Genomic DNA, 18,466 nt, shown 5'->3' on the forward strand with positions numbered 1-18,466 from the left:
GAAACTGTTTGGACGCCGGACCGAAGCGGAACCTGAAGCTGCGTTACGGGCTTCTTGGTGGAGCTGTGATTTTCGTTATCTTTGCCTGGTGCGCGGCCTGGTTCTACCTGAGCACCGCCCTCAAGGAACAGATCGCTACCGCTGTTGCCAAACCGATCGGACCGGGGCAAGTGATTTCGTGCCCGGATTTGTCCGTTGCCGGCTTTCCGTTCCGGTTTGAAGTCTCCTGCACCGAGCCTGCCCTTTCCGTTCAGCCCGCCGCCACTGTTGAGGTCGCGGGGCTGAGAACGGTTTCGCTCGTTTACAAGCCGTGGCACCTGATTGCCGAATTCGCCGCACCGCTGACCGTGACTGACCATGCGAACGGCATGAACCTTCTTGCGAAATGGCAGACTGCCCGGTCCAGCCTGATCTTCGGGACTGACCGGCTCAAGCAGTTCGACCTTTCGGTAGAGGATCCTGCGATCGGCCCGTATGCCGCTGACGATATCGCTGTTACCGCGGACAAGGCGGAAATTCATACGCGGCCACTTCCCGGAGGTTCGGAAACGCTTGAAGCCTTCGTCTCGCTTGATCGACTGTTGGCACGCCAGAATGGCGTCCAGCCGTCTGTCATCGACGTCAGGTTCCATGTTCAGCTGCCGAATGGGATGCAGCTCATGCAAGGGGCTGACCTCATGTCCTTGGTGAACGGCGATGAACGGATTCCGGTCAAGCTCGTGTGGGCGTCCGTCAGGGATGAGCAGAGCCAGGCAGAACTGTCGGGCGATCTGGAGATCGATCTACTCGGATACATGCACGGCAAGGCCACATTGACCGTGGCCGGATCCGAGAACCTTGCAAGGCAAGCCATCATCATGTTCCCGCAAGCGGAAAACACGGTGCGCCTCGTCGAGGGAGCTGCAATGTCATTCGGAGAACGATTTAAGGACGAGAACGGGGTCGAGAAAATCCGTTTGCCGCTTACCATCCAGAATGGCCGAGTAAGCGTCGGACTTGTCCCGTTAATGGTGCTCCCGCCGGTGTTTCTCGGCGGGAGGTAATTCCTTTTGATCGATCAGGAGTTGGCTACGCGATCGATCGGGATGATGTAGCTCTTGACACGGTCCGGTTCGGCGATCTTTTCGTAGAGGGCAACCGCTGGCGTCTCGCCGCTCGGCACCAGCCAACGAAGGTGCATCCAGCCGCGCTTCTTCCCTTCCACCTCAAGATGCTCGATCATCTTGCGGCCGATGCCCTGATTGCGAAAGTCGGGGTGAACGTAGATATCGTCCAGTTGGCCGATGCGCAGACCGGTAATCAGTTCCGGCAGGTCGAAATAAACCGCGAATCCAATCAGGGTTTCACCCTGGAATGCACCGATCACTTCCGCTGTCTTGTCGGCCAGGATGCGCTCGGCATAGTACTCGTCGGGCCGACGCGGTGCTCCGCGCTTGAGAGCCTGGGCATTCTCGGCGATCAGCGGAGCCAGCTTGTGGGCCTCTTGCGACGAAAGAGCCTTGATTTCCGTTTTGCTCATAGGATCTCCGGATCAAATACGGTGATTGCAAGTGAACGCAAGATGTCCTGAAAAGGGTCAGACAATCAAGGGTCGGCTGCACCATTTCCGTCTCGATCATAGTCGCATATAAGGTGGCAAGTGACGTGCCTTTCCCAGAGGCAGAAGCGTCGTCCGGAGCTTAGCCGAAAGGGTTGGAAATGCAGGATCAGGCACTTCGTCTGAAGGCAACCGTGGTTGGCCTGAGTGCTGTCTTGATGTGGGCGACCCTGGGCCTGTTCGGGGCCGGCTCGGGAAGCGTGCCGCCTTTCCTCCTGAATGCCATGTGTTTCGGCCTGTCCGGCTCTCTGGCGGTGGCCTGGCTGGCGATGAAGGGAAAACTCGGACTTCTGAGGCAGCCACCCAAGGTTTGGGCCTTCGGCACCATCGGCCTGTTCGGCTTTCATTTCTTCTATTTCACGGCGATCAGGAACGCTCCGCCGGTCGATGCCAACCTGATCAATTACACATGGCCGCTCCTCATCGTCCTTTTTTCCGCGTTGCTTCCGGGGGAGCGCCTTCGGGTCCATCATGTCATCGGAACCGTTCTGGGCCTGTCAGGTGCGGCGCTTCTGATTACCGGCGGTGAGGGTCTTTCGCTCGATACAGGGGCGAGCCTCGGCTATGCCGCCGCCGTCGCATCGTCGCTGTTCTGGTCGTCATATTCCGTTTTGTCACGGCGGTTGGGAGACGTGCCGACGGAAGCCGTCGCCGGGTTCTGCATCATGACCGCCCTGTTGTCAGGCCTGTGTCACTTGTTGCTTGAAGAGACGGTTTTGCCCGCCGCGCCGACAGAGTGGCTGTCGGTCGTAGCGCTCGGGCTCTTTCCTGTCGGTCTTGCCTTCTTCACCTGGGATGTGGGCGTCAAGCGCGGGGACATCCAGGTGCTTGGCGCTGCCGCCTATTCTGCGCCGCTTCTCTCGACGCTATTGCTGATTGCCTTCGGTTTCGGGGCCTTCACACTACCCGTGGCGCTGGCTTGCGTGGCGATCACACTGGGGGCCGTGATCGCGGCCAAGGACATGATCTTCAGGAAGCGTGTTGCCAAGGAACCGTCCGTGCCCGGCTGAGCCAAAAGGCGAGTGGAAAACCGTCTTGCCAGCAGCTAGCTTGCTGCACAGCAACATAGCCAAGGACCTGGGGAGCCATCCGTCAATGACCACAGCACTTAAGCCGCGCCGCTCGGCCCTCTACATGCCGGGTTCCAATGCCCGTGCTCTCGAGAAGGCCAAGACCCTCGACGTGGATTGCCTGATCCTCGATCTCGAGGATGCGGTAGCTCCCGACAGCAAGGCAATGGCGCGCCAGCAGATCGTCGACGCCGTCAAGGGGGGCGGCTATGGGGACCGCGAGGTCGTTATCCGGGTCAATGGCCTTGATACGCCGTGGGGTGATGAAGATCTGAAGGCAGCCATAACGGCCGGTCCTGATGCGGTTCTCGTGCCCAAGGTCAACGGACCTGAGGACCTTCAGCGGGTCGCGCATCGGCTGGCGGTCGGTCAGGCACCGGCGTCGCTCAAGCTCTGGGCAATGATGGAAACACCGCTCGCCATGCTCAATGCTGCTGATATCGGTGCGTGCGGTCGCGACCCGGAAGTGCGGCTTTCCTGCTTTGTCATGGGCACCAACGACCTAGCCAAGGAAACACGGGCACAGCTCAATCCGGGACGCGCGGTCATGATGCCCTGGTTGATGACCTGCGTCGCCGCAGCGCGGTCTGGCGGGATCGATATTCTCGACGGCGTCTACAATGCCTTCAACGATATGGAAGGCTTTTCGGCGGAGTGCGCGCAGGGAGCTGAAATGGGGATGGATGGCAAGACCCTGATTCATCCAAAGCAGATCGAGGCGTGCCACGCCGCCTTCAGCCCCTCAGACGAGGAAATCGCCTGGGCGCGCAAGATCAACGATCTGTTCGCCCTGCCGGAAAATGCCGACAAGGGTGCAATCCAGGTGGACGGCAAGATGGTCGAGCGCTTACATGCGGAGATGGGGCTGCGGGCGATCGCGATTGCCGATGCCATTGCGGCCCGTTCGACATCCTGATCGAGGCGACATGAAACTCTACAGATTCATCACCGGACCCGACGACAGCGAGTTCTGCCATCGGGTCACCCAGGCCCTGAACAAGGGCTGGGAACTCTCCGGCTCTCCTTCCTTGACCTATGACGCCGAGCGCGGCCGTACCATGTGCGGCCAGGCGGTCGTCAAGGAGGTCCCGGGCGACTATTCGCCGGATATCAAGCTCGGCGACTACTGATCCGTCAGAAATGAAAAGGCCCCGGAGTGTTGCTCCGGGGCCTTTTCGTTAGGTGGGTATGAAGCCGGTTTAAAGGGCAAACATGTGGTTGTCCCAGGAGACGCCGGCGGGGCGGGCAAGAACGTCAGGATAGTTTGCCGGTTCTTCAAGGAAACGGAGTCCGCCGGTTCCATCCGAGATCAGGAAGGCGCTTTCATCGATGGGAGCAAGGCCACAGCCGTCAATGACCTGCTGTGCCCCCAGGAACGCACCGTCCGCCGCCGACCAGAACAGAATCTGTCCTCCGCGCGGGGCGGATGTTGCTACGACGTCACCGGATCGGTTGGCGACAACAGAGCCGATATAGCTCTGAAGTCCACCTGCGATTGGCGCGGGGATCTCGGTGAGGAGCGGACCGCTGTCACGGGTCATGCGCGCCACCAGCGGCGGCACCTCGGCAAGGTCGCCCTCGTACTGGCCTCCGACCCAAACCTGGCCGCTTGCGTCCATTGCCATGTGGCGCAGGGACAGTTTGTGCAGGTCCTGGCCAAGCGCATGATTTGCAAGCAGGTCGCCGGTTGCCAGATCCATGTAGACCACTGACGGGCTCATCGTCTCGATATTCAGCTTTTCGCGGGGCTGCGAGGGATGGGTCTGGATGCCGCCATTCGCAATGACCAGCGTGCGCCCGCTATCGGTCAGAAGGAGATCATGCGGCCCGATGCCGCCAGTGTCCAACTCGCCGATCCTCCGAATGTCGCGGCCGCTGACGTCATAGACGCCGATGACACCGCGCACTGCCTCGTAGTCATTCTCGACGGCATAGACGAGGCGACCGTCTTCAGAGAAACAACCATGGCCGTAGAAATGACGGCCGGGCATTGACGTCAGTATCAGAGGCTCGCTGCGATGGTATGGATCGACAAGGAGCGCAAATGTGCCGGGCCTGCGGGCAAATGCCATGATCCGTCGGCGGTCCGGCGATATCGCCATGCCGTGCCCTCGTCCGGGCAGCGGTACCTGCGCCAGTGTCTGTCCTGCATCATCAAAGATCGCCAGCGCGAAGTTGCCCTCCGGGGTCCGGAGCGCGCTTGCAAACAGCGGTGCGTCAAGCTGAGCGGGATCAAGCAATGCGCCCGCTATTGCGGAGGTTGAAAGACTGGTCGTTCCCAGTGCAGCCAGTCCACCAAGGCCAGCCAGAAACGCGCGCCGGGAAAAGGCGGTCCTATCAGTCGCCATCCAACGCATTGAAGCCTCCCGACAGGCCGAGAGCGCCTGCGAGTTCAAGCGCGATTGTGTCGCGCAGCGAGTTGACGATGATCGTCAGCAGGCTGAGCTTCTTGTAAACATCAGGGTCTTGAAGCGACTGGCGGATCGGTTGGTCCATCGTGTCTAGAACATTTAGTCCGTTGTCGAATTCAAACGCGACGGACTGTGGAATCCATTTGAAGTCGTCATCGAGGACCTGCTCGAAGCCGGCTGCATCGAGAGCCTGGCGAATCCCTTCAAGTTCCGCTGAAACATAGGTAGAGCCGTTTTGAGATCGCGAAAACGGGAAGCGGTTTCCACGCGCCTTGCCGATCTCCGCTCCAAGGGCGGGCAGCAGTTCCTGGTCCTTCACGACAATGAGGCCTGTGACCAGCGCATTGAAGATCGTCTCGATTGCCTCCTTGGAGCTTCGGATTTGCGAGTCGTCGCGGGGATTGAGCAACGCGTCGGAAAAGCCTTTGTCGTCATTCCATTCACGCTCCAGATCCGCGGCAATATCTGCAACGTTCTGAGCGATTGCCACCGCATAACCGCAGACCAGATCGCGATTGTCGCCGGACTTTCCAAGACTGACCGCGCCATCCTTGTCGAAGGCAATCAGTTGCAGGGCTGTCAGGCCTTGAAGCGCAACACTTTTCTCGCGCAGGGAGGAGGCCTCGGTCAGTCCCTGATCCTTCGCCGCGAACGCCTTGCGGATCTGTCGCTGGGTGATGCCGCGCGGGTCTGGCATGAAGGCAAGACTGTCGAGCCGGTGATCGTCGATGAGGGGCCCGAAACGAAGGAAGCTGATACCGCCAAAAGCGCTGACAACGTCGCCATAGGCTGAAGCGAAGGCGGCTCTTTTCTGGTCGGTTCCAGTGTCGCACAGGGCTTTGACTGCACGGGGCATGGCTGCTGTTTTTTCCGCGAAAACAGCGAATGCCGGGCGGATATATCCCTCGATACTGCTTTTCACGTGCGGTGCGTAATCCTCAATCGCCTGTGCCGGCAGAGATTGGATGCACATGCCTGTGAGGATTGCGACGGACAACGATAGTTTTCGCATCAGAGCGACTCCAGAAAGCGGATCAGCGCGGCACGGTTTGCGGGTTCCAGAGCTGTCACGGCGTCGCGTGCAACCTGGGCTTCGCCGCCGTGCCAGAGAATAGCCTCGAGCAGGTTACGCGCTCGCCCGTCATGAAGGAAGCGGGTGTGGTTGTTCACGGTCTCGGTCAGCCCGATGCCCCAAAGCGGCGGCGTGCGCCATTCGCGCCCCGTAGCGTCTCCGACCGGCCGGCCATCGGCCAGCCCCTCGCCCATGTCATGCAAAAGCATGTCGGTGTAAGGCCAGATCAACTGGAACTGATGAGCCGGGTTGGCCGCCTTGCGGCTGGTGACGTATTTCGCCCGGTGACACTCGGCGCAGCCAATGGTGTGGAAGACTTCCTTGCCCTTCAGAACGACCGCGTCGCCGACGTCACGGCGGGCCGGTACGGCCAGGTTTTCCGAGTAGAAGGTCACCAGGTCCAAAACGGGATCCGGCGCCTCGGTCGGACCAAGACGCTCCTGTTCGCCGTGGGGCATTGCTCGGCAGGCTTGCTGGTTTTCCGTGCAATCGCCCCATGGGGCCGGCTTGTCTGGTGATCCGATGCCGATGTCGCCCGAGAAAGCATCGGCGCTTTGCGCACGCACGGTCGCGTTCGATGCCTTCCAGCCGAAACGACCGATGGTCAATGCGCCGGTCGCGACGTCCCGTACCCGGCTGACCTTGCCCGAAATGCCGTTTCCGTCGGTGTCGTCGGGATCGGCATTTGCCTCGATGTCGCCAGGATGAATGGCCTCCAGCAGGCCCATGCCGATCATGGGCGGCGCGACGCGCGGGGAGATCAGGACATCCTCGTGTAGCGGTCCGTAGCCGAGATCGCGGATCACATATGTGGGTTCCTGCAGAATTGCCGCAGGCTCACCATTGAGCGGAACTTCGATGTCTTCCAGTTCGATATCGAAGCGTCCTTCGCCCGGAAGACCGGGCACTGCGAAGGCCTGGAATTGACCGCCATAGGTTGGCTCCGGGATGCTGAGCACCTCCTTCGAGGCAAGTAGGGCCTGGTGTTCCGCTGTCTGAGGAGGGATGGACAACCGGAGGAACAGGGAGACGGCTTCGTCGCCCGGACGAGGTGGCCTCCCACGGCCATCCTTCAAGTGGCATCCCTGACAGGAGCGGGCATTGTAGAGCGGGCCGAGACCGTCGGATGCCTGCGTCGACGAGGGCGACGACGCCCACATCTTCTTGAAGAGGCCGTTTCCGACCTTGAAGAGCTGTTCTTCCTCGAAGGTGAGGTTTGCGGAAGAGTGGGAGAATGAATCGCGGCCGACCCGCTTGCGCGACGTGGCCGCGCCGCCCGGCATCTGCTCGAATTTCTCTGGCGCGGAGTAGGCGGTCGCTGGGCGCGTCACCCTCTCGACCCGGCTGCGGTCTTCTTCGCTCAGGTCGTCGCGATGTGGCAGTTGAGAGGCGTTGCTTGCGGCCGCGCACATGCATAAGAGCATGGCGGCGATGGCTGGCAGGCCCCGTCTGGGGAACGTCATGATACTTCGTAACCGATCGGTTCGCGTCGCTGTACGATGCCGTTTGCCCCAATTCCCGAACGGCATCAAGGATGGTTCGGCGGACTGCCCGACACTGCGTCCATTGGTCCGCCGAACGATCTGTCTTATTCGAAAACAGCACCCGGGTTATCGAGGCTGTCGGAGCCTTCGAATGCGATTTCGTCCAGCTCGAGAACGGCCACGACGCGTTCGATGGTCTTGGTCTGGTCAACCAGAGCATCCACCACGGCCTGAATGACCGCGTTGCCCTCGTCATTCCCTTCGCCGATCATCTGATCGTAGGCTTCACCGCCTTCGGCGCGTGCCTTCATGGCTTCGGCTGCTGCGAGCGTTGCGTCCAGCTTTGCCTTCATTTCTTCAGCAAGCGCAGCGTCTTTCGCGGCGATGAGATCGGCGACGGAAGCGCCCGATACACCGTTGCCGTTCACTCCCTTGTAGCTGCCGAAATAGACGTTCCGGATACCAACGATGTCGTTGTAGTGCGACATGTGAGTGTTGTCGGAGAAACAGTCGTGTTCTTCTTCCGGATCGTGCAGCATCAGGCCGAGCTTGATGCGCTCGCCGGCCAGTTCGCCGTAGGAGAGCGAGCCCATGCCGGTCAGGATGGTTGCCAGACCGCCCGCATCGCCCTTGCCTGCGAGATCTTCACGCGCAGCGCCGCCTTCGGCCCACGCTGCAACCATCTCTTCCAGATCGGAAATCAGGAGTTCGGTTGCTGCCTTGAGATAGGCGATACGGCGTTCGCAGTTGCCGCCGGTGCAGTTGGCCGGATCGAAGTCGGTTGCAGGGCGGTTGCCAGCGCCGGCTTCGGTTCCGTTCAGATCCTGGCCCCAGAGCAGGAATTCGATCGCATGGTAACCGGTAGCAACATTGGCCTCGACTTCGCCGGCCTCCTGAAGCTGGTCTGCGAGGAGTTCGGCGGTGATGTTGGTCGCATCGATGGCTTCGCCGCCGACTTCCAGCTTCGGGTTGGCGATGACGTTTGCGGTATAGAAGGCGTTTTCCTCGGACTCTTCGCCGTATGACGTGTCGACATAGTCGATCAGGCCCTCGTCAAGCGGCCATGCATTCACCTTGCCTTCCCAATCGTCGACGATCGCATTGCCGAAACGATAGGCTTCGGTCTGCTGATACGGATTTCTGGCTGCGACCCATGCAGCGCGCGCGGCGGCGAGGGTTTTCTCGGACGGGTTGGCGATCAGTGCGTCGATGGCACCCTGCAGATTCTTGGCAGTTGTCAGGGAATCTGCGAATGCGGCTTCGGCAATATCACCATAGGTGTCGAGAACTTCGGCTGGTGACGCGGCCATTGCCGGCAGAGCGAAGAGGGCGGTGGCGGCCATCAGGCCGAACTTGATCGATTTCATATGCAGTTCCTCGTTAATCGGTATGACCGCCCGAGAGGCGGTCCAGTGGTCAGTGTCGGTTTTGGCTGCCAAAACGCTTGAGCGGGCAGTCATCCAGGATCAGGGTGTCAGGATCTACTGTCCCCAGCCGGAGCCCGCAGTCCTGAAGGGCGAGAGCAAATTCGGTGGCCGCGAAGACCGTTTCGTTCAGTCCGGCCTGTGAGACGAGGACGTTTGCGATGGCTTCGAGAGTATTCGTGTCACCAACCTGGGCGACCGCAACCAGCGCCGTGACGAGGCATTCGTCCTGGCAGAGTTTGGTGCAGTCGTAAGGGAAGAGGCAGAAGTGCCTGGCGGCGTGCTTGTTCAGGGCGCGTGCATAGCAGGACAGTTCGGAGATCGGTTTGCGGGCCCGGTCGCTGCCGAGTTCCGCAGAATAGAGATCCCAGGCCATCTCCCAACAGCGGATGTCGCCGGTCGAATAGCCGCTCAAATATCGCCGCATGCCTTCAACCACGAGCCATTCCGCTCGTCTTTCAATGTCGATAGGCATCGCCATGGCGGTCATGCCGGGGTCTCCTGACGTCTGAGGCGTCCAAAATCTCCTGACGGCAGAAATCATTTTATGAGTATCAAAGTCAAGTATAAATCCACGTAAAATCAATATATTAGAAACGTTCTAAAATTTGGAACCAAGCGTGCAACGCGGACGTTACCGAAAGAGATAAGAGTAACCTCTTGTGAAAAGGGGTTCTGTTATCATTATTTGCATAGAGGAGGCGTGGCCGCGCTCCAGTGGACGGAACATTGAAACCAGGCGGCCGGCGGCCAGAGTTGGCATTGATGAATTTGGACGATACTTATGCTCACTGCTCTCAAGCACTTCATACGCGAGATCACACTTGGAAACAGCGGCAAGGTCACCTTTGCCGAAGACGACAAACGTCTTGCGGCGGCGGCCCTGCTGTTTCATCTGATAGATGTCGATGGCGTAGTCGAGGATAGCGAGAGCACGAAACTCAGAGAGATCCTTCAGACCCGCTACGAGTTGAGTGATGACGAGACGACGGAGCTGATCAAGGCAGCGAAGCAGCGCGACAGCGAAGCGGTCGATCTCTACGGCTTCACGTCGGTACTCAAGCGAACCGCCGATGAAAGAGAGCGGCTCGAGATCGTCGAGATGATGTGGGAAATCGTCTACTCGGACGGACATGTTCACGAGTTCGAAGACAACACTATCTGGCGGGTTGCCGAGCTATTGGGCATTTCGACTCGAGACCGGATGCTGCTTCGCCAGAAAGTTGCCAAGCTCGCTCCCGAGCCGGATGAAGCCGGGTAAGAGTGCGCTGCAAAATTCCTCGACGGCGCAGAGGAATGCGTTAAACTAGATCACCATGAGACTCGAAACACACGCGCGGTCCTCAAGGCCAAAGATCCTTGTTGTTCTCCATCAGGAAAATTCGTCGCCCGGGCGCGTCGGACAGGAACTTGTCAAACGAGGTTTTGGCCTCGATATCCGCAAACCTCGTTTTGGCGACAGCCTTCCGGGCACCATGGACAATCACGCGGGTGCCGTGATTTTCGGCGGGCCGATGAGCGCGAACGATCCAGATGCCTTCGTGCGCAAGGAGATCGACTGGATTGACGTACCGCTGCGCGAGGAAAAGCCTTTCCTCGGCATCTGCCTGGGCGCACAGATGATGGTCAAGCAGCTTGGTGGCAAGGTTACCGCGCATCGCGATGAGCTGGTCGAGATCGGATATTATCCTCTGAAGCCCACGGATGCCGGAAAGTCACTCATGGAGTGGCCTGACAAGGTCTATCAATGGCACAAGGAAGGCTTCACTCTTCCCGGCTGCTGCGAACTGCTGGCTACCAGCCCGACCTACCCGCATCAGGCGATCCGGTATGGTGCGAATGCCTTCGGAATTCAGTTCCATCCGGAACTTACCCACTCGATGATGGTTCGATGGACCACCAAGGGCGCACCTCGGCTGGAGCTCCCGGGCGCCCAGCAGCGACGGGATCACTTCGCGGGAAGATTTGTTCATGATGCGGCGGTCCGGAGTTGGTTGGACCGATTCCTCGATATCTGGATCGGGACCGCTGAGCGTCCAGCCATGCACATGCCTCGTATGAGTGCTGCGGAGTAGATGGTCCGGCCCATCCAACGCACTTCCCGTCGTAATCGCTTGCGATCCGGCTAGCTTCCAGACCTGAAATGAAAAAGCGCGGGCTTCCGAGAAGCCCGCGCTTGCCTGTTTTGCAGTAACTTGATCAGCCTTCGAAGACGATCAGCAGATCCTTGGCGTCGATCTGCACACCCGGGGCGACGAGTACCTCCGCGACGATGCCATCGCGTTCCGCATGAAGCGCGGTTTCCATCTTCATGGCTTCGATGGAGACAAGGACGTCGCCGGCAGATACCTGCTGGCCAGCCTTGACCGCCACGGTCGAAATCACGCCGGGCATCGGAGCGCCGAGATGGTTTTCGTTGTCCGGATCGGCCTTGCGCTTTGCGGCTGCGCCCGCAGCGCCGTGGGCGCGGTCCGGAACCTTGATGATGCGCGGCTGACCGTTGAGTTCGAAGAAGACCTTCTTTTCGCCGTTCTCGTCCGTCTCACCAAGGGCCTGGCACCGAACGACGAGGCTCTTGCCCGGCTCGAGGTCGACAAGGATCTCGTCGCCAGCTTCAAGGCCATAGAAATAGACCGGAGTCGGCAGAACCGAGGTTGGGCCGTATTGCTGCTGGGCCTTGTCGAAGTCCTGAAAGACCTTCGGGTACATCAGATAGGCGGCAAGGTCGGCATCATCTATCGAACGGCCGGTCGCGTCTTCTGCCTTCTTGCGTTCAGCATCAAGGTTTGCGGCCTTTAGCAGTGAGCCGGGGCGAACGGTAATCGGCTTTTCACCCTTCAGAGCCTTCTTCTGCAAGGCTTCCGGCCAACCGCCCGGAGATTGGCCAAGGTCTCCGCGAAGCATCTGCACGACAGAGTCCGGGAATGCGACGTCCTTCGACGGATCTTCCACGTCCGCAACCGTCAGCCCCTGGCTGACCATCATCAGGGCCATGTCGCCGACGACCTTGGACGATGGGGTCACCTTGACGATGTCGCCGAACATCATGTTGACGTCCGCATAGGTCTGGGCGACCTCGTGCCAGCGCGACTCAAGGCCCAGCGAGCGCGCCTGTTCCTTCAGGTTGGTGAACTGGCCACCCGGCATTTCATGGAGGTAGACTTCCGAGGCCGGGCCCTTCAGGTCGCTTTCGAAGGCGCGATACTGGGTGCGCACGGCTTCCCAGTAGAACGAGATCTGACGGATCGTGCCGGTGTCGAGGCCGGTCTCGCGATCTGATCCGCGCAGGGCCTCGACGATCGAGCCAAGGCACGGCTGTGACGTCAGTCCGGAGAAGGCGTCCATGGCGGCGTCAACGGCATCGACGCCGGCTTCCACAGCGGCCAGGACCGTCGAGGCTGCAATTCCTGACGTGTCATGGGTGTGGAAGTGGATCGGCAGATCCGTTTCTTCCTTGAGCGCCTGTACGAGTATGCGGGCCGCCTGCGGCTTGAGAAGTCCTGCCATGTCCTTGATGCCGAGGATATGGGCGCCAGCTGCTTCAAGCTCCTTGGCGAGGCCGACATAGTATTTCAGGTCGTACTTCGGACGCGCGCTGTCCAGCATGTCTCCGGTATAGCAGAGGACGCCTTCGCAAAGCTTGTTGGCTTCAATCACCGCGTCCATCGAAACGCGCATGTTCTCGACCCAGTTCAGGCAGTCGAAGACGCGGAACAGATCCACGCCGTTGTCCGCTGCCTGCTGAACGAAGAACTTCACCACGTTGTCGGGATAGTTCGTGTAGCCGACGCCATTGGAACCGCGCAGAAGCATCTGAAGCAGGATATTCGGTGCCTTCTCGCGGATCAGGCGCAGCCGCTCCCACGGGCTTTCGGTGAGGAAGCGCATGGAAACGTCGAAGGTCGCACCGCCCCAGCACTCAAGCGAGAACAGGCTCGGCAGGCCGGCAGCATAGGCATCGGCGATGCGCACGATATCGTTGGTGCGCATGCGGGTGGCCAATAGCGACTGGTGGCCGTCGCGCATGGTGGTGTCTGTGACCAGCGTGCGGGTCTCAGCCTTCATCCAGTCGGCGAACCCCTTCGGTCCGAGCTGATCGAACAGCTGTTTCGTACCGGCGGGCTTCCCATCGCCGAAATCTGGCACTTCCGGCAGCATTGCGTCCTGCGCCGGACGGGCGCGATTGCGGGTTTCCGGGTGTCCATTGACCGAAACATCGGCGATATAGGTCAGGAGCTTGGTTGCGCGGTCCTTGCGCCGGGTCTGCTCGAACAGCTCAGGCGTGTCATCGATGAATCGAGTCGTGTAGTCGTTCGCCCGGAACTTCGGGTGGTCGATGATATTCTCGAGAAAGACCAGGTTGGTTGCGACACCGCGGATACGGAACTCGCGCAGGGCACGGTCCATACGCTTGCAGGTTTCCTCCGCGGTGGGGGCCCAGGCCGTCACCTTTTCCAGAAGCGGATCATAGAAGCGCGTGATGACAGCGCCGGAATAGGCCGTCCCGCCATCGAGGCGAATCCCGAAGCCGGTTGCACCACGATAAGCGGTGATACGGCCGTAGTCCGGAATGAAATTCTGCTCCGGATCTTCGGTCGTGATACGGCATTGAAGGGCGTTGCCGTTCAGGCGGATCTTGTCCTGCGCCGGTACGCCGCTCGCCTCCGAGCCGATCTTCGCGCCGCCAGCGATCTGGATCTGTGCCTTGACGATGTCGATACCGGTGACTTCCTCGGTGACCGTGTGTTCGACCTGAACGCGCGGATTCACCTCGATGAAGTAGATCGAGCCAGTGTCCGCATCCATGAGGAATTCGACTGTGCCTGCGCCGCGATAGTCGACCTGGCGGCCGATCTTGAGGCCGTATTCACACAGCTCTTCGCGTTTGGCGGGATCCAGGTACGGCGCGGGCGCACGTTCGACCACCTTCTGGTGACGGCGCTGGATCGAGCAGTCGCGTTCGAACAGGTGTACCAGACCGCCCTGTCCGTCACCGAGGATCTGTACTTCCACGTGGCGCGCACGCTGAACAAGCTTTTCGAGGTAGATTTCGTCCTTGCCGAAGGCGGCTTTCGCTTCGCGCTTCGCGGCAACCACTTCGCGGACAAGCGTCGCTTCATCCGGGATGACGCGCATGCCGCGGCCGCCACCGCCCCAGGAAGCCTTGAGCATGACCGGGTATCCGATCGTGACGGCCTGCAGCTTGATGTTGTCCATGTCGTCCGGCAACGGGTCGGTCGCCGGCATGACCGGAACGCCTGCCTCAATCGCCAGGTTGCGGGCTGCGACCTTGTTGCCAAGGCGGCGCATGGTTTCCGGCTTCGGCCCGATGAAGACGATGCCAGCTTCGGCACAGGCTTCTGCAAATTCCGGGCTTTCCGAGAGGAAGCCGTATCCCGGGTGGATGGCGTCGGCGCCGGACTGTTTGGCTACTCGTATGATCTCGTCGATGGCCAAGTAGGCCTCGATCGGGCCCAGGCCCTTGCCAACCTGATAGGCTTCATCTGCCTTGAAGCGGTGCAGGGCCAGCTTGTCCTGCTCCGCAAAGATCGCGACGGTCTTCAGGCCAAGCTCATTGGCGGCGCGGAAAACGCGAATTGCGATTTCGGAACGGTTTGCGACGAGTATCTTGCGAATTGCCAAAAGCATCCCTCCCAATCTTCCGTTGCTGCGGTGCGCAGATACGGCCAAGGGCGTTCTACTTGGATGTAAGCGCCAAGGAAAGGGGCAGGACTTATGTCCTATTCATTTTTTGAATATGTCTTTTGCTTAAACGAACAGTCTTAGTGTCCTGACAGATTTTACAAGCATCTGAAATCAATAAATAAAATGACGAATGGGCAAGAAAATTCCTGAACTGGAATATCGCAACGCCGAAATCAGGCCTGACTCGCCTCAAGCTGAACCCAGGCGTCTCAAAACCGGACAAAACGGTAAACGCGACCGGTATTGCTCGCAGTGTTCCGTTCCCCCAGTCCGACGCGCCTTGCATTCCGGGCATGATTCCGATGCCAGTTCGCCGGAGATCAAAACCGAAACATTCGGGAGTCAGCGATTCGTTTGCCGATTGTTCCTGTCCTGTTTCAAAGGTAAATTATCGTTCCGGCTATTGCCTTGCCGCCGACACCTTCCGGCAACCAAGAATCCTGCTTGACACGGTCTGGGCGCTGTCGCGCGGGATTTGACTCAAGACTCTGACAAGATTCAGCATTTTGTATGTCACTGCGCCGGGGTGCGCAGATCTCGTATAGAACGAAAACGGAATCGATCTGAGTCGCCGATTCGGTCGTTGTTTGTTCCAGAGTCGTTCTCTTGGGCGTGGAAACCGCCACCGGAGCGCAGCTGAAAAGAGGGCGACAGAACAGAAGGCTGTGTGCTAGACAGCCCGCAACTTCGAGATCGAAAGACCCGTTCACGGACGCTCCGAAAGAGCCGCAATTCCTTAAGCCCCCATGCCACGCCCCAGCTACATGCCATTGCCGCCAGCAATGAGATCCCGAACCGTTACGGCGGTGCTCGGGCCGACGAATACCGGCAAGACCCATCTCGCCATCGAGCGCATGCTGGGTCATCAGAGCGGTTTGATCGGGCTTCCATTGCGCCTGCTGGCAAGGGAGGTCTACGGCCGGATCGTCGACCGGGCCGGCGAGGACGCGGTTGCCCTGATCACGGGCGAGGAAAAGATCCTGCCCAAGGCGCCGCGTTATTGGGTTTCTACCGTCGAGGCGATGCCACTCGACTTGCAGACGGACTTCGTCGCCATCGACGAGGTGCAGCTTGCGGGGGATCTGGACCGGGGGCATGTCTTCACCGACAGGATCCTGAACCTGAGAGGACAATCCGAGACATTGCTTCTGGGCGCTGCAACGATCCGGCCGCTCCTGGAGAAGCTGCTTCCCGGTCTCAATGTCATTACCCGGCCCCGCATGTCGGTGCTGACCTATGCCGGCTCCAAGAAGGTTTCGCGGTTGCCGCCACGCTCCGCAATCGTCGCCTTTTCCGCAGACGAAGTGTACGGCATCGCCGAACTTATCAGGCGTCAGCGCGGCGGGGCGGCCGTGGTGCTCGGATCTTTGAGCCCCCGGACTCGAAATGCCCAGGTCGAGCTGTTCCAGAATGGCGACGTCGAGCACCTTGTCGCCACGGATGCCATCGGCATGGGCCTGAACCTGGACGTAGACCATGTCGCCTTCGCCGGAAACCGGAAATATGATGGCTACCAGTACCGTCAGCTGACTGCCGCCGAGATGGGGCAGATCGCCGGCCGCGCCGGTCGGCACACCCGCGATGGGACTTTCGGCGTGACCGGTCGGGTCGATCCGCTCGACGATGATCTTGTGGAGCAGATTGAAAATCACCATTTCAACAGCTTGAAGGTGCTGCAATGGCGCAACAGTCAGCTTGATTTTTCGTCAGCCGACAGTTTGCGCCGATCGCTCGACAAGCCGCCGCAGGAAGACGGATTGGCCCGGGCTCCGATCGGTGACGATGTGACCGCGCTGGAGAACCTGCTGCGGGATTCCCTTGTTTCTGGCATGGCAAAGGGCCAAAAAGCGGTCGAATTGCTTTGGGATGTGTGCCAGGTGCCTGATTACCGGAAGATCGCTCCGGCCAATCATGCAGAGCTTTTGAACACGATTTTTACCCATCTCATGCAGGACGGGGCGATTGAAGACGACTGGTTTGCGCGTCAATTGGCCTTCGCAGACCGCGTAGATGGTGATATCGACACACTGGCGAACCGGATCGCCCATATCCGGACATGGACATTTGTCGCGAACAGACCCGATTGGCTGGCCGATCCGGCCCACTGGCAGGGTGTGACGCGCGGCATTGAAGACAAGTTATCTGATGCGCTGCATGAGCGGCTGACCCAGCGGTTTGTGGACCGGCGCACCAGTGTTTTGATGCGACGTTTGAGAGAGAACGCCATGCTGGAAGCGGAAATTACGTCGAGCGGTGATGTGCTCGTAGAAGGACAGCACATCGGGAATCTGCTCGGCTTCCGGTTTGCCCCTGATGCAGCTGCAGAAGGACCGGATGGAAAGACGGTTCGTGCTGCTGCACAGAAAGCCCTCGCGGCCGAGATCGAGAGCCGGGCTGACAAGCTGTCGCGTTCGGAGAACTCTGACTTCGTTTTGACGTCGGATGGATCGATCCGCTGGCGCGGCGAGGCTGTGGCCAAGGTGGTGGCTGCTGAGGAAGTGTTGGCTCCCTCGGTTCTGCTGCTTGCCGACGAACAGCTGAGCGGTCCCGCTCGCGAGAAGGTGCAGGATCGTCTCAATCTCTGGATCAACGCGCAGATTGAGACTCTTCTCAAGCCTCTTGCCGATCTGAAGGCTGCCGAAGGCCTGGAAGGTCTGGCACGCGGCGTGGCGTATCGTATTGTCGAGGGGCTTGGCATTCTAGAGCGTCAGGAGGCCTCCGACGAAATCCGCCAACTCGATCAGGACATGCGCGCGTCCCTGCGCAAACACGGCGTACGTTTTGGTGCCTACAACATCTATGTGCCCGCGCTGCTCAAGCCGGCCCCGAGCCAGCTTCTGGCGCAGCTCTGGGCGCTGAAGCACGGTTCGCTGGACATGAACGGTATCAGCGATCTGCCGCAGCTGTCCGCGTCGGGCCGTACCTCGATCCCTGTCGATGAGACCATCGACAAGGCGCTCTACAAGGTCGTCGGTTTCCGTGTCTGTGGTCCGCGCGCCGTTCGCGTCGATATTCTGGAACGCCTCGCGGATCTTATTCGTCCGCTTGTTGCCTGGAAGCCGCTTGATGCTGAAGTGTCTCCGCCCGATGGTGCGATCGCTCAGGGCGGTGGTTTTACCGTCACCGTGGCGATGACTTCGCTGCTTGGCTGTGCCGGTGAAGACTTCTCGGCCATTTTGAAGTCGCTCGGGTATCGTTGCGAAACGCGTGAGGAGCAGCGTCCGGTCGCCGCCAAGGCCGAAGAGCCGGCTGGCGAAGCAGCCCCGGTTGCCGAAGCCCCGGTTTTGACCGAAGAGGCAGCAACGGCCGAGGCTTCTGCCGATGAAGCCGCGGCTGCCGCGACCACCGACACAGAAGCGCCTCCGGCCGATGCAGAGATGGAAACCGTCACCATCGAGATCTGGCGTCCGGGACGTGCGGACCGGCGTCCGCGTCAGCGTGGCCAGGAAAATCGTCGTGGCGGTGACAACCGCAACAAGGGCGGTCAGGGCAAAGGCGAAAAGCGGCATGGCGGGCCAAAGGGCGCCGGCAAGGGCCGTGGGCCGCAGCGGTCCTTCGGTAACGATCAGAGCCGCTCCGACCGTGGCCCCAAGAAGGACAAGCCGATCGATCCGAACTCGCCCTTTGCGGCGCTTATGGCGCTGAAGCAGGGCATGGACAGCAAGGACAAGTCCTGAGTTCCTCAGGTGACATCGCGCCGGG

The 18,466-nt window shown here is 60.0% G+C and carries 14 protein-coding genes; 7 read left to right on the forward strand and 7 right to left on the reverse strand.

Going from position 1 to position 18,466, the window contains the following annotated elements; all coding sequences use genetic code 11:
* Positions 1–8: 8 nt before the first annotated feature.
* Positions 9–1,043 carry a DUF2125 domain-containing protein gene (locus ACN0SY_RS12085; RefSeq protein WP_417687388.1) on the forward strand — a complete coding sequence of 345 codons (1,035 nt, stop codon included), beginning with the start codon at positions 9–11 and terminating at the stop codon, positions 1,041–1,043.
* A gap of 14 nt (positions 1,044–1,057) precedes the next feature.
* Here the strand turns inward: ACN0SY_RS12085 and ACN0SY_RS12090 are convergent, their stop codons facing one another.
* On the reverse strand, positions 1,058–1,519 hold the full coding sequence (locus ACN0SY_RS12090; RefSeq protein WP_417687389.1) for a GNAT family N-acetyltransferase: 462 nt from the start codon (positions 1,517–1,519) through the stop codon (positions 1,058–1,060).
* Positions 1,520–1,698: 179 nt separating this feature from the next.
* On the opposite strand from ACN0SY_RS12090, the gene ACN0SY_RS12095 reads away from it, so the two are divergent.
* The 3 genes from ACN0SY_RS12095 (at position 1,699) to ACN0SY_RS12105 (ending at position 3,797) form a co-directional block, all read left to right on the forward strand.
* A complete protein-coding gene (locus tag ACN0SY_RS12095; protein ID WP_417687390.1) occupies positions 1,699–2,607 on the forward strand; it encodes a DMT family transporter in 909 nt (302 codons plus the stop codon).
* Between the two features lie 85 nt (positions 2,608–2,692).
* Positions 2,693–3,583, forward strand: a complete 891-nt coding sequence (locus ACN0SY_RS12100) for an HpcH/HpaI aldolase/citrate lyase family protein (protein WP_417687391.1) — start codon at positions 2,693–2,695, stop codon at positions 3,581–3,583.
* 10 nt (positions 3,584–3,593) lie between these two features.
* Positions 3,594–3,797, forward strand: coding sequence for a DUF1737 domain-containing protein (locus ACN0SY_RS12105; RefSeq protein WP_417687392.1), 204 nt, complete (start codon positions 3,594–3,596; stop codon positions 3,795–3,797).
* A gap of 69 nt (positions 3,798–3,866) precedes the next feature.
* Here the strand turns inward: ACN0SY_RS12105 and ACN0SY_RS12110 are convergent, their stop codons facing one another.
* From ACN0SY_RS12110 to ACN0SY_RS12130, 5 genes are all read right to left on the reverse strand, one after another.
* Positions 3,867–5,024, reverse strand: coding sequence for a DUF1513 domain-containing protein (locus ACN0SY_RS12110; RefSeq protein ID WP_417687393.1), 1,158 nt, complete (start codon positions 5,022–5,024; stop codon positions 3,867–3,869).
* Positions 5,005–6,090, reverse strand: a complete 1,086-nt coding sequence (locus ACN0SY_RS12115; protein WP_417687394.1) for an imelysin family protein — start codon at positions 6,088–6,090, stop codon at positions 5,005–5,007. Before ACN0SY_RS12115 ends, ACN0SY_RS12110 begins: the two co-directional genes overlap by 20 nt.
* Positions 6,090–7,613 (reverse strand): di-heme oxidoredictase family protein, encoded by a 1,524-nt coding sequence (locus ACN0SY_RS12120; RefSeq protein WP_417687395.1) that lies wholly within the window; start codon positions 7,611–7,613, stop codon positions 6,090–6,092. The genes ACN0SY_RS12115 and ACN0SY_RS12120 overlap by 1 nt, the downstream gene beginning before the upstream one ends.
* Before the next feature lie 125 nt (positions 7,614–7,738).
* Positions 7,739–9,001: an imelysin family protein gene (locus ACN0SY_RS12125; protein WP_417687396.1), complete on the reverse strand. Its 1,263-nt coding sequence runs from the start codon at positions 8,999–9,001 to the stop codon at positions 7,739–7,741.
* Between the two features lie 49 nt (positions 9,002–9,050).
* Entirely contained in the window at positions 9,051–9,548 is a 498-nt protein-coding gene (locus tag ACN0SY_RS12130; protein WP_417687397.1) for a hypothetical protein, read from the reverse strand.
* A 294-nt stretch (positions 9,549–9,842) separates the two neighbouring features.
* Here ACN0SY_RS12130 and ACN0SY_RS12135 point away from each other — a divergent pair, with 294 nt between their 5' ends.
* Positions 9,843–10,319, forward strand: a complete 477-nt coding sequence (locus ACN0SY_RS12135) for a TerB family tellurite resistance protein (RefSeq protein WP_417687398.1) — start codon at positions 9,843–9,845, stop codon at positions 10,317–10,319.
* A gap of 55 nt (positions 10,320–10,374) precedes the next feature.
* Positions 10,375–11,133, forward strand: a complete 759-nt coding sequence (locus tag ACN0SY_RS12140; RefSeq protein WP_417687399.1) for a glutamine amidotransferase — start codon at positions 10,375–10,377, stop codon at positions 11,131–11,133.
* A 124-nt stretch (positions 11,134–11,257) separates the two neighbouring features.
* Here ACN0SY_RS12140 and pyc read toward each other — a convergent pair whose 3' ends face one another.
* Positions 11,258–14,707 carry a pyruvate carboxylase gene (pyc, locus tag ACN0SY_RS12145; protein WP_417687400.1) on the reverse strand — a complete coding sequence of 1,150 codons (3,450 nt, stop codon included), beginning with the start codon at positions 14,705–14,707 and terminating at the stop codon, positions 11,258–11,260.
* A gap of 839 nt (positions 14,708–15,546) precedes the next feature.
* Here pyc and ACN0SY_RS12150 point away from each other — a divergent pair.
* Positions 15,547–18,441, forward strand: coding sequence for a helicase-related protein (locus tag ACN0SY_RS12150; RefSeq protein WP_417687401.1), 2,895 nt, complete (start codon positions 15,547–15,549; stop codon positions 18,439–18,441).
* Positions 18,442–18,466 lie beyond the last annotated feature (25 nt).

Source organism: Roseibium sp., assembly GCF_048261595.1.
GTDB lineage: Bacteria > Pseudomonadota > Alphaproteobacteria > Rhizobiales > Stappiaceae > Roseibium.

Bases quoted from the DNA above. Each gene is read 5' to 3' on its own strand.
- ACN0SY_RS12140 (WP_417687399.1), top strand. From the start codon at position 10,375: ATGAGACTCGAAACACACGCGCGGTCCTCAAGGCCAAAGATCCTTGTT.
- ACN0SY_RS12095 (WP_417687390.1), top strand. From the start codon at position 1,699: ATGCAGGATCAGGCACTTCGTCTGAAGGCAACCGTGGTTGGCCTGAGT.
- pyc (WP_417687400.1), bottom strand. From the start codon at position 14,707: ATGCTTTTGGCAATTCGCAAGATACTCGTCGCAAACCGTTCCGAAATC.
- ACN0SY_RS12130 (WP_417687397.1), bottom strand. From the start codon at position 9,548: ATGACCGCCATGGCGATGCCTATCGACATTGAAAGACGAGCGGAATGG.
- ACN0SY_RS12115 (WP_417687394.1), bottom strand. From the start codon at position 6,090: ATGCGAAAACTATCGTTGTCCGTCGCAATCCTCACAGGCATGTGCATC.
- ACN0SY_RS12100 (WP_417687391.1), top strand. From the start codon at position 2,693: ATGACCACAGCACTTAAGCCGCGCCGCTCGGCCCTCTACATGCCGGGT.
- ACN0SY_RS12110 (WP_417687393.1), bottom strand. From the start codon at position 5,024: ATGCGTTGGATGGCGACTGATAGGACCGCCTTTTCCCGGCGCGCGTTT.
- ACN0SY_RS12120 (WP_417687395.1), bottom strand. From the start codon at position 7,613: ATGACGTTCCCCAGACGGGGCCTGCCAGCCATCGCCGCCATGCTCTTA.
- ACN0SY_RS12105 (WP_417687392.1), top strand. From the start codon at position 3,594: ATGAAACTCTACAGATTCATCACCGGACCCGACGACAGCGAGTTCTGC.
- ACN0SY_RS12125 (WP_417687396.1), bottom strand. From the start codon at position 9,001: ATGAAATCGATCAAGTTCGGCCTGATGGCCGCCACCGCCCTCTTCGCT.
- ACN0SY_RS12135 (WP_417687398.1), top strand. From the start codon at position 9,843: ATGCTCACTGCTCTCAAGCACTTCATACGCGAGATCACACTTGGAAAC.
- ACN0SY_RS12150 (WP_417687401.1), top strand. From the start codon at position 15,547: ATGAGATCCCGAACCGTTACGGCGGTGCTCGGGCCGACGAATACCGGC.
- ACN0SY_RS12090 (WP_417687389.1), bottom strand. From the start codon at position 1,519: ATGAGCAAAACGGAAATCAAGGCTCTTTCGTCGCAAGAGGCCCACAAG.